At 30.5% G+C, this 12,465-nt stretch carries 6 protein-coding genes; all 6 read left to right on the forward strand.

The features are described from left to right. Window positions 1–12 precede the first annotated feature (12 nt). From L1276_RS17930 to L1276_RS17955, 6 genes are read left to right on the forward strand one after another with little or no spacing between them, the layout of a single operon-like run. Entirely contained in the window at window positions 13–927 is a 915-nt protein-coding gene (locus tag L1276_RS17930; protein WP_253790238.1) for a non-ribosomal peptide synthetase, read from the forward strand. Further along, window positions 914–3,925 carry a type I polyketide synthase gene (locus L1276_RS17935; RefSeq protein WP_253790241.1) on the forward strand — a complete coding sequence of 1,004 codons (3,012 nt, stop codon included), beginning with the start codon at window positions 914–916 and terminating at the stop codon, window positions 3,923–3,925. Before L1276_RS17930 ends, L1276_RS17935 begins: the two co-directional genes overlap by 14 nt. Beyond that, complete coding sequence (locus tag L1276_RS17940; protein ID WP_253790243.1) at window positions 3,922–8,493, forward strand: MupA/Atu3671 family FMN-dependent luciferase-like monooxygenase; 4,572 nt, start codon at window positions 3,922–3,924, stop codon at window positions 8,491–8,493. Before L1276_RS17935 ends, L1276_RS17940 begins: the two co-directional genes overlap by 4 nt. Before the next feature lie 59 nt (window positions 8,494–8,552). Beyond that, the gene (locus L1276_RS17945; RefSeq protein ID WP_253790245.1) at window positions 8,553–9,872 is read left to right on the forward strand and encodes a PLP-dependent aminotransferase family protein; all 1,320 of its coding nucleotides are present in this window, start codon (window positions 8,553–8,555) and stop codon (window positions 9,870–9,872) included. Between the two features lie 10 nt (window positions 9,873–9,882). Continuing rightward, entirely contained in the window at window positions 9,883–10,998 is a 1,116-nt protein-coding gene (locus L1276_RS17950) for a VOC family protein (protein ID WP_253790247.1), read from the forward strand. Between the two features lie 4 nt (window positions 10,999–11,002). Further along, window positions 11,003–12,379 carry an FAD-binding oxidoreductase gene (locus tag L1276_RS17955; protein ID WP_253790249.1) on the forward strand — a complete coding sequence of 459 codons (1,377 nt, stop codon included), beginning with the start codon at window positions 11,003–11,005 and terminating at the stop codon, window positions 12,377–12,379. Window positions 12,380–12,465: the final 86 nt, after the last annotated feature.

Below are 12,465 nucleotides of genomic sequence, written 5' to 3' on the forward strand. Positions count from 1 at the left end.
AGAGTATTATAAATGAGTGAGGGAGTAATGAAAGGGAATATCATAGGTGTGCCAAATGATAATACTAAAATTTACATTTTAGATCCTCAGGAAAGATTATGCCCAATTGGTGTCTCTGGAGAAATTTGTGTTGCAGGAAATCAATTAGCCAGAGGATATGTTAATGATAGCAAAGGCGGAACCTTTAAAGAATCATCGGTTTTAAATAAAAAAATATACAAAACAGGAGATTATGCCAGATGGCTTAATAATGGCAAAATAGAATTTTTAGGTCGAAAGGATACTCAAGTAAAAATAAGAGGACACCGAATTGAACTATATGAAATTGAAAGCATTATTGAGGATAACCCTATGGTAGAAAATGCGATAGTACTTTATAAGGCAATTAATAATAATGAAAAAGAATTGATAGCTTATATAAAAGGGGAAGAAAACTTAAATCTTAGCAAATTGAAAGAAGAAATAAGGATAAAATTACCCAATCATATGATCCCATCCTATTTTTTAACTGTAAAGGAATTCCCAATAACAACAAATGGAAAAATAGCAATTAATGATTTGCCGCTTCCAACAACTAATACAACAAGAAAAACTTTAATATTTAATGAAACAGAACAGATAATAGAAGGTATTTGGCAATCAATATTATCTTCTCCAAATATAGATCTTGATGATAATTTTTTCGATTTAGGCGGGAATTCTATAAAAGTGATGATTATGTCAAGGCTGATTAAAGAAGCTTTTGAAGTTATAATTCCTGTAGTTGATTTGTATAAGTACAATACAATAAAATTATTAAGTCTTAGAATAAATCAAGTCAATGCCTCGCACCCAAAAACAGATGCTGTAAAAATAGAATCTTCACTAGAAACGATACAAAATACTATTAGAATTTTAACCAATTTAGACATTAATGATGAAAAATGATAATAAAGATAAAACAGGGCTTGAACTTGCAATTATTGGAATATCTTGTAGAGTTCCCGGTGCAGATAATTGGAGAGAATTTTGGAATAATTTATTAGATGCTAAGGAATCTATACATTTTTATAATGACGATGAATTAGAAAATTTAGGGGTAGACAAAACTGTATTTTCAAAAAAGGATTACGTAAAAGCAAAATCTGTTGTGAATAATAAGGGAAGTTTTGATAATCTTTTCTTTAAATACTCAATTAAAGAAGCCGCTTTAATGAATCCTACTCACCGAATGTTTCATGAAAATGTATGGGAAGCCTTGGAAGATTCAGGATACACTCCTGATCAAGTTAAGGGCAAAATCAGCCTTTATGCAGGAGTTGGAGATGATACTAATTGGAAGGCCTATGCCATGATGAAAAACAGGGATGGGTTAATAGATGATTTGACACTTAATTTTATTTCAAGTAAAGATCATTTAGCATCGCTAATAGCTTATAAACTTAATTTACAAGGAGCCGCATACTCAATAAACACAGCATGCTCATCGTCATTAGCAGCCATTCATTTAGCCTGCAGAGGGTTATTAATGGGAGAATCGAAATTAGCTGTTGCAGGAGGTATTTCCTTAGATACATCAATACAAAAAGGATATGAATATCAAGAGGAACTAATATATTCTTCTGATGGGCATTGCAGAACTTTTGATGATGGAGCAAGTGGTACAGTTGGCAGTGAAGGATCTGGAGTGGTAATTTTAAAAAAATTAAGTGACGCTATTGAAGATAATGATCATATATATGCTGTTATAAAAGGAAGTGCTGCAAATAATGATGGAAATAGAAAAGTAGGATATGCCGCTCCTAGTATTACAGGCCAGACAGAATGTATAAAAACAGCTCATAAACTGGCAAATGTAGAAGCAGAAACTATTGAATATATTGAAGCTCACGGAACAGGAACCAAAATAGGGGATCCAATTGAAGTTGAAGCTTTAAACTTAGCATTCAATAATAATAGTAATCATAATTGTGCTTTAGGATCAGTAAAAACAAATTTTGGACACACAGATTCTGCATCAGGAGTTATAGGATTAATAAAAACGGCCCTTAGTTTAAAGTATAAAAAAATACCTCCGACTTTACATTACAAAAAAGCAAATTCTGAAATTTATTTTGATGAAGGACCATTTTATGTAAATGCAGAACTGAAAGAATGGAAAGGGAATGGACAACCTCTTAGAGCGGGTGTAAGCTCTTTTGGAATAGGCGGCACTAATGTTCACCTAATACTTGAAGAAGCTCCTGAACCAATACATAATATAGGTGAAATACAAAAAAATAGAGTTTTAACTGTTTCTGCCAAAACCAGCAGCTCACTTAAAAAGTATTTGAATAAGCTTCATACTTTTCTGGAAATGGAAGATCTAGATTTAGATAATCTTATATACACATACAGAGTAGGGAGAACTTCTTTTAATCATAGAATAGCGTTAGAATTTAAAGATAAAAATGAACTTCTAAACAGACTTTCTGAAAATTATGACAGATCAGATCTTTTTGCAGATGTATCCAAGAAAAAAAAGACTGTTTTTCTTTTTCCAGGTTTAGGAAGTCAATACAGTGGGATGGTAAAAGATATTTATGAAAACCAAAATGTCTTTAAAGAAAAAATTGATGAAGGATGTAATTATCTAAAAGAACTAACAGGCGAAGACTTTAAAGCAATCTTATTTTCTGAAAATGAAAAAATTGAGAAACAAAAATATGCAGAGCCATTACTCTTCTTAGTAGAATATTCGTTAGCCTATTTGTTGAAATCATTTAATGTATTACCAGACTATGTATTAGGCCAGAATATTGGAGAATATGCTGCCGCAGCTGTGAGTGAAATATTCACATTTGAAGAAGGTCTAAAATTAATGATTCTAAAATCAAATTTATTAAACGAGAAAAACCCTAATATTTTATTAAGTGCATTCTTGACAGAAGAAGAAGCTGAAAAGTTTATCAATAAGAAAATTTCATTAGCAGTTGTAAACGGTACACAGCAGGTAACCTTTTCCGGGATGCTAAAAGAAATAGATGATCTTAGTAATCAGTTAAGTGAAATGGGAATAATGAATTCTAAGCTTCAAAAAAAGCACATAGATTATTCAAATGTAAATGATTCTTTTAAAAAACAATTTATTTCATTTTGGAATGAAATATCAATAAATAAAATGAAGGTCCCTTTTGTTTCAAGCGTAACAGCAAAATTAGTAACAGATGAAGAAGCAGCGAAACCAGAATATTGGTTAAATCTTATTACAGAAACAAGCAGATTTTATAACAGTATAGCAGCATTAACAGAAAAAGAGAAGGATCTTGTTTTTATAGAAGTTGGTTCGGGAAATACTCTTGAAAAATTAATAAAAAGGGAAACAATTTCAACAAATAAAAAAGCAGCAGTTATTAATTTAACCAGACAATCAAAAGATAATGCTGATGACTCAAATGTGTTACAAAAAGCATTAGTAGAACTGTGGTATGATGGCATCAATGTAAATTGGGCAGCTTACTATGATAAAAGTAAATATAAAAGAATTTCATTACCAGTACACCCTTTTGAAACAAATCAATTTCCTTCAGAAGTTGAACCATTCAAAGCAATGTTTGAGACAAAAACACCTTCTTATGCTGCATCAAATATCTCTCATACACGAAAAGATGAAATTATCGTATCTGAGCCAATTGTAGAAGAAGATATTGTGCTGAATAAATTAAAAAAAATATTCAAAGACTTTTTTGATATTGAGGAAGTTAAGGATGAAAGTGACTTTATTGAATTAGGATTAAATTCATTAAATGGAATGCTTTTATTAAAAAATATCAAAACAGAATTTAAAATAGACTTTACACTGCACGAATTTTTTGAATGTGAATCAATAGTAGATATCACTTCTAAAATAGTAAAATTTCAATCTAATAATTCTCATTTAAATTCATATAAAACAATTACAATATGAGTATAAGCATTTTCTTGGAAGAATTAAAAAACCAGGGTATTGAGATCATTTTGTCAGGAGATAAAAATAATCTGGAAGTAAAATATAACGATGATAATTTATCAGAAACAATTATCAATGAAATAAGAGTAAATAAAACTGAAATTATTAATTATTTAAATAGTTCGAATCAAACTATCCCAAAAGCAGCATACTCGAGTACCGGATATCCGCTAACACCTTCACAAAAAAGAGCATGGATACTAAGTCAGATAGAAGGCTATAATTTCGCATATAATATGTACGAAGCTTTTGTGCTTGAAGGGGAACTGGATGAGGAAAAATTACAATTAGCATTAATAGATTTAATTGATGCGCACGAAATATTTCGAACCGTTTTTAAAGAAGATGATAATGGAGAGGTTAGACAATTTGTTAGAAAAACAGAGGAATTTAATTTTGGATTAGAAACTGTAGATTTAAAACAGGATACTCATTCACATGAGCAGTTACAAGCATTAATTTTAAATGAAATCAAAGTTGTTTTTAAATTATCAACCGGCCCATTAACAAAATGTAAATTATACCAGGTTTCAAAAAATAAATGGGTTTGTCTTTTTGTAATTCATCATATTATATGTGATAGTCGATCTTTTGATGTTTTAAAACGAGACTTATTATTAGCATATAATGCCAGAGTAAATAATAACTCAAAAGGCTTAATGCCATTACATATACAATATAAAGACTTCGCCGTATGGAGAGATACCAATTTGAAAGGGCAAGGACTAAAAACTCAAAAAGAATATTGGTTAAAACAATTTGAAGGAGAATTACCAGTCTTAGAGCTGCCATTAGATAAGAAAAGGCCGGCACAGCGAATGGTTGAAGCGGGCATGATTAAAAGAAAAATTGATAAAGAACTAACTAATAAGTTCGTAAAATACTGTTCAAATCAAGGAGCCACATTATTTACAGGCTTAATGAGTCTGCTTAATCTTTTATTCTATAAATATACCAATCAGACAGACATTATTTTGGGCTTTCCAATGTATGGAAGAGAATTTGTAGAATTAGAAAAAATAATAGGATTTTTTGCAGATACATTAGCATTAAGAACAAAATTTACTGGAGAAAACAGTTTTGAAGAATTACTTAATAATGTAAATCAAAGAGCCTTTGAAGCTTATGAGCATAAAGATTACCCTTTTGAAGAATTAATAACGGAATTAAATCCAGTTAGAGATTCGAGCAGAACTATTTTCTTTGATGTATTTGTTGTGCTTCAAAATTTTGAACATTTTGCCTCAAAAGAAACAGCAGTAAGTTTTGAAGGGCTAAAAGTAAGTGAATTTAAAGGCAAAGACACCAGATATGCAGCGTTTGATTTAATTATAAACTGTGGAGAGACAGAAGATGGACTTGAATACGCTATTGAGTATAACCGAAGTATTTTTAATAAAAGGACTATTGAGCAGCTAGCCAATCATATAGAACTATTAATGGGTATTGTTTTAAATAATACCAAAACAAGTATTAATAAAATAGATTTATTAACGGATGTCGAAAAGAAGCAGGTTTTAGAATTTGGAGGAGTAATAAATGAGGAAAAGAGAGTTGCAGTTAATGAAAATAGTTCATTAAAAGAACGAGAAGAACGAAACTTAGAATTTAGTCTTTTTTACTTTGGAAATAAAGGAACCGAAAAAAACAATTACCAATTATTAATAGAAGGAGCAAAGTATGCAGATGCAAATAATTATAGTGCAGTTTGGACACCTGAAAGACACTTCAATGAATTTGGAGGTCCATATCCAAACCCTAGTGTATTAGGAGCTTCGTTAGCAACAATTACTAAAAATATTAGTATTAGATCTGGCAGTATTGTAACCCCTTTACATCACCCAATTAGAATAGTAGAAGAATGGTCTGTGGTAGACAATTTATCTAATGGCAGAGCAGGTATGTGTTTAGCCTCTGGATGGAATGCTAATGATTTTGTCTTAATTCCTGAGAATTATGAAAAGCGTTCTGAATTGTTATATGAAAATATTAATGAAATCAAAGAATTATGGAAAGGTAATTCTATGTCATACAAAAATGCGTACAATGAAGATGTACTCATATCAACACTTCCTAGACCAATACAGCAAGAAGTTCCCATGTGGATTGCTAGTGGAGGGAGTATAGAAACATTTAAAAAAGCAGGTGAAATAGGTGTAGGAATTCTTACTGGGCTTTTAAATACAACATTTGATGATTTAGCTGAAAAAATAAAAATATATCGTCAATCTTATGCAGACAATAAACATCCAATAGGTAAGGATAATGTTGTATTAATGCTGCACACTTATATAGATGAAGATATTGAATCTGCTAAAAATATAGCCAGGAATCCCATGAGTGAATATCTGTTTAAATCTGTAAGTATGTCAAAAAAACAGACAAAAGGATTAGAAATAGATAGAATAGCTAAAGATGTGACAGATGAAGAAGTAACAGAACTTCTGGCATATACTGTAGAAAAATATTTTGACAGATATAGTTTAATTGGAACAGAACAATCATGTCAAAAAATATTAGATGATGTAAAAAAGGCCGGAGTAGATGAAGTTGCTTGTTTGATAGATTTTGGAATAGATTATAAAAATATTATGAATGGCTTAAAACATCTAACAAACCTTAAAGATGTTTTTATTAAAAACAACCTTGATAATAACGAAATTAAAGCTCCAGTATTAAGTAAAAATAATACTGCAAGTATAAAATCTATTATCGATGTATTTAAAGAACAAGTTTTGAATACACCTGACAATATCGCCTTAAGGTTTAATAATGAATATCTCACCTATAAGCAGCTGGATGAAAAATCTAATCAAGTAGCCTATTACTTATTACATAATAAAGTACAGCCAAAAGATGCCGTTGCTCTTTACTTAGACAGGTCTTTAGAAATGATAACAGGAATGTTAGGGATTCTAAAATCTGGAGCTGTTTACGTACCCATAGATATAGCATGTCCCAAATCAAGAATCGAGTACATGATGAAAGATTGTGGCGCTAATTATATTTTAAGTCAGCAGTCTTATATAGATGGAATACCAAATACAAAGGATTTAAAAATAATATCAATTGAAGAAGTAGAGGAATCTCATATTCTAATAGATTCAATTAATTTACCTGAGCAATTTAGCAGTAATGCCTATATTATTTATACTTCAGGATCAACAGGAAAACCCAAAGGAGTTCCTATAACACATAATAATTTGTATGTTTTCTTTGAAAGCACTAAAAAAGTATTTGAAGATAAAGAACAACAAATATGTTCACCAATTTTAGCATCAAATGCATTTGATATATTTCTTTTCGAATCGTTATATCCAATACTTAATGGAGGAACATCTGTAATGATTGCTGGTGAAGATATTCTGAATATGAATGTTTTACTTGAAAAACTAAGAAATGTAAATGCTTTTCATAGTGTGCCGGCATTAATGATCCAATTAATGAATCATATAAAAAATGTTAAAGCAGACGCTGATTATAATATGATTAAGGACATATATATTGGAGGAGATATAGTACCGTCTAACACTTTGACAGACATGAAGAATATATTCTCTAATGCTAATATTCATGTATTATACGGACCTACAGAGAGCACCATATTTGTAACAACTCATACTATTAAAAGAGGAAATACAAATGTTGATAACCAGCTTAATGGAAGTATTATTGGGAACCCAAATCCTAATGTTCAAATCTATATTTTAAATGATGAGTTACAATTGAATTCAGTTGGGATAGTGGGACAAATATGTGTTGGAGGACCAATAATAGCAAATGAGTATTTGAACAGGATAGAGGAATCAAATGAAAAATTTGTTGAAAACCCATTTGTAAAAGGAGAAAAAATATATAAAACAGGAGATTTAGGCAAGTGGTTAATAGATGGAACTATTGAATTTATTGGAAGGAAGGACCAGCAGGTAAAAATTAGAGGGTTTAGAATCGAATTAAGAGAAATAGAGTATATCTTACAAAAACAACAAGACATAGAATTAGCCTGTGTGGTTGTAAAAACTAATAAAATAAAAGAAAAAGAATTAGTTGCCTATGTTGTTAGCGAACAAAAGCAAGATATTTCAAAGCTTCGCAGTCTTTTATTAGTAAGCTTACCAGAATATATGATTCCTTCTCATTTTGTTCAATTAAAAGAAATGCCTATGACTACCAATGGCAAGATTGATCGAAAAAAAATAATTTCATTAAAAGATATTGAAATACAAACACAAGTTAAGTATGTACCGCCTAGAAATGATATCGATAAAAAACTAATTAAAGTCTGGGAACAAATACTGGAAGTTGATAAAATTGGAATAAAAGATAATTTCTTTGATTTAGGAGGTCATAGCTTAAAAGCTACAAGAGTAATTAGTTATATCGACAGAGAATTTAATTTAAGGCTTAATCTGTTAACATTATTTAATAATCTAACAATAGAACACCTGTCTGATGAGATAGACAAAATGATATGGGTAAACACGGAAGCACTGGAAGAAAGTGATTTTGAAAATTATATCATATAAATAATAAATAGCTCAAAATTATATCACTTCAAAATACCGTTTTAAATAAACACTAAAATATGATTGAAAAAACTCTTTCGACTTATACATATGATGTCGTAAATCCGCTATTGACCAATTTAGGAGAAGATGTTATGGGTTTCCTTAACGAAGTTCAATTACAATATCCAAAAGCAATCTCATTTGCATCCGGGCGTCCTGATGCCGATTATTTTAATATTGAAAAATTTTCTGAGTACCTCAATTTCTTTATAAAAACAACAGCCTTAGATAAAGGAATAACAGAAAAAGAAGTTCTAAACGATTTAGGACAATATAATAGAACTAAAGGGATAATAAATAATGAAATCGCAAAATATTTATTAATAGACGAATCTATACAAACTGATCCTGAAGATATAATAATTACTGTTGGAGCACAGGAAGGTATTGCAATGGGAATAATGACTGTATGTGATAAAGACAAGGATGTTATTTTAGTAGAAGATCCTGCCTATGTTGGAATAACACATTTCTCGAAAATTAACGGATATGATATAGATGGAATTCCTGTTACTTCCGAAGGTATTTCATTAGAAAAAGTAGAAGAAAAAATTCAGTACTATCATAGTATAGATAAAAATGTTAAAGTAGTATATGTTATTCCAAATTTCCAAAACCCTACAGGAATAGCAATGTCTTTAGCCAATAGATATCGATTATTAGAATTGGCCGAAACCTATGATTTTTTAATTTTTGAAGATAATGCCTATGGCGATTTTTCATATGAAGACAAAGAATATCCTTCCCTAAAATCATTAGACAAAAACAATAGAGTTATTTATTTAAGATCACTTTCAAAAACTTTATATCCTTCCCTGCGTCTTTCATTAATGGTGGTAACCCGATCAGTATCTGTTAACGGGAAAACAGTCAGATTGAGTGACTTAATGGCAAAGACAAAAGGATACATCACAGTAAATACGCCATCTATAATTCAAGCCATGTTTGGCGGGTTGTTAAGGCAGAATAACTATTCTCTTAAAGAACTAAATCAAGAAAAAATACAGGGTATGAAAAGAAAGAGAGAACATCTCTTAAAATGTCTTGAAGAGACTTTTGATTCTGAAAAATATACTTGGGCTCAACATATAAAATGGAATAAACCAGAAGGTGGTTTTTTTATTAAAATAACGCTTCCTTTTCAGGTTACAAAACAAGATGTAAGGGATTGTGCAGAAAGATTTAAAGTCATTTTTACGCCCATGTCTTTTTTTTACTTAGATCAAGGCGGAGAAAAAGAATTACGATTAGCATTTAGTAACCTCTCTTTAGAAGAGATGAAAACAGGCATAGAACGACTAGCAAATTATATAGAAACCAAAATAAATAACCAATAAAAGTTAAACGATGGAAAATAAAAATGAAATAATAGTATCTGATCTTTTAAAAATAGAGTACGACTTTATAGAGTATTATGTGGGTATGGCAAAAATGGTTGTTTACTGGCATGTAAAAGCATTAGGGTTTAAAGTAATAGCTTATGCAGGGCCGGAAACGGGTGTTAAAGATCGTTGTTCATATTTTATCGTTAAAAATGATATAAAACTGGTAATCACATCTGCATCACAACCTAGTTCCTATAAAATAGTATCATTTGTAGACTTACATGGAAATGGTATTAAGAGAATGGCTATTAGTGTTGATAATGTAAAGGAATTTTTTGGAAGAGCTATGAAAAATGGCGCAATACCAATAGAACATCCACATTTAACATCAGATGATATGGGTTTTGTAGAACAGGCCTCATTAAAAATGTTCGATGATAATGAAATTGTTTTAATTAATTATGACAATTACAATGGAGATTTTCTTCCAGGTTATAAGAACGTTGAAAAAGAATGGGATTTTGATTATCAAGATTCTGCATTAGAGAAAATTGATCATGTAGCTTGTGCCTTACGTTTAAATGAAATTACTCTTTGGGAAAATTATTTCAATAACATTTTTCTATCTAAAACAGTTTTAGAATTTGATGAAAGACAAGAAAGCGGAAAGAAAATAGGAATGCTTTTAAAAGTATTACAATCCGAAAATAAATCCATAAACAATGTCTTAGTCGAACCAGAACATGGAGTAAATACACAAGTACAGTTATTTATTGATCAAAACTATGGTACTGGTATACAACATATTGCTTTTGAGTCTAATAACATATTTAAATCAGTACAAGCTCTAAGAGAAAATGGTGTGAAGTTTACAAAATACCCTGACTCATATTACGATGAACTTGAAAAAAAACACCCACAATTAGATGTCGATATTCTAAGAAAACACGGGGTATTATGTGATGTGGTAGAAGGCGCCTTATTATTCCAAATATTTACTGTCCCAATAGGAGATAGAGCTACATTTTTTTATGAAATCGTACAACGTGTAAATGATTATGATGGTTTTGGACTGGATAATATTTATGCACTATTTGATGCTATGGAACAAGAATTAAAACTAAAAAGGCAATACTAGTATAATGATAGAAAATAAGCTTAGTATTTTAGACGAAATCAGGACTATAGTTGGAACTAAATATTTAATAACAGAGCCAGATCTTTTATATAAATATTCTAAAGACTGTACTTCTAATAAAGAAACTATCCCGTCTGCAGTAGTATTACCCAAAAACACTCAGGAAATTTCTAACATTATTGCAATTTGTAATGAAACAAAAACAGCGATAACGGTTAGAGGAGGAGGTACAGGGGTAAGTGGCGGAGCATTATCTGCTCAGTCTGGGATTATACTTTCTTTAGAAAGACTAAACAAAATTATTGAAATTAATAAGGTTGATAGAATTGCTATAGTTGAGTCTGGTGTAATTACTAAGGATGTAAAAGATGCTGTTTTAAAAGAAGGGTTAAATTTTCCGCAGAATATAAGTAGTGCAGATTCTTGTTTTATAGGTGGTAACGTTGCTGTGTCCAGCGGTAGTCCAAAATCATTAAAATACGGGACTACTAAAAACTTCGTCGTTAATTTAGAAGTAGTACTCCCGGACGGACGTATAATCTGGACAGGAAAGAATGTGAGTAAAAATGCAACAGGATATAATCTTACTCAATTATTTAGTGGAAGCGAAGGAACTTTAGGAGTTATTACCAAAGTCGTTTTAAAATTAGTGCCTCCAACGAAAGAATTAGTATTAATGGTTCCTTTTACTAAAATTGAGAACTTGTTTATATGCGTTCAGCAATTCTTTGCAAAAGGGTATTCAGCTTCAAGTATTGAATTTATTGATGGAGCCGGCTTCAAATTAGTATCCCAATATTTAGACAATTCTTACCATATAAAATCGGATACGGAAGGAATTCTATGGATAGAGATAGAGGGAGATTATTCAGATAAACTTTTAGAGGAAGCTTTGAAAATCAGCGAGCACATTAATGAATATACACAAGAGGAAATTCGTGTAGCGGATAATCCCGGCGAAGTAAAAGCATTATGGAAAATGCGTTCAAAAGTTGGAGAAGCTGTAATAAATCACACTTTTTTTAGAGATGTTGATATTGTTGTGCCTTGTTCTAAAATTGATGAAATGTATAAGGCAATTGTCAATATAGCCAATAAATTTAATTTTAATTATACCGTTTTTGGACATGTTGGAGATGGTAATTTTCATGTCAATATCTTTCAAAACAAAAAGCAAACCATTGAACAATGGGAAGCTGATATTGTTGTATGGGTAAAAGCAATATTTTTAAAAGCATTGGAATTAGGCGGAACTATTTCGGGTGAACATGGAATTGGAAAAATAAATCTTCCATACATAGAAGAAGCTATACCCACAGCTCGAATAATAATGGATAACATTAAAAAGACATTTGATAAAAATCAAATAATCAATCCCTAAAAATTCAAGATACTATTTCTATAAATATCAATCTATATATTTCTACAAATTCAAAAGTAACGAAGATCAATTTTGAGTTTTAAAAT

Source organism: Flavobacterium sp. HSC-32F16 (assembly GCF_024171645.1).
Classification (GTDB): domain Bacteria; phylum Bacteroidota; class Bacteroidia; order Flavobacteriales; family Flavobacteriaceae; genus Flavobacterium.

Coding starts and splice junctions, on each gene's coding strand:
- L1276_RS17940 (WP_253790243.1), top strand. CDS start 3,922: ATGAGTATAAGCATTTTCTTGGAAGAATTAAAAAACCAGGGTATTGAG.
- L1276_RS17930 (WP_253790238.1), top strand. CDS start 13: ATGAGTGAGGGAGTAATGAAAGGGAATATCATAGGTGTGCCAAATGAT.
- L1276_RS17935 (WP_253790241.1), top strand. CDS start 914: ATGATGAAAAATGATAATAAAGATAAAACAGGGCTTGAACTTGCAATT.
- L1276_RS17945 (WP_253790245.1), top strand. CDS start 8,553: ATGATTGAAAAAACTCTTTCGACTTATACATATGATGTCGTAAATCCG.
- L1276_RS17950 (WP_253790247.1), top strand. CDS start 9,883: ATGGAAAATAAAAATGAAATAATAGTATCTGATCTTTTAAAAATAGAG.
- L1276_RS17955 (WP_253790249.1), top strand. CDS start 11,003: ATGATAGAAAATAAGCTTAGTATTTTAGACGAAATCAGGACTATAGTT.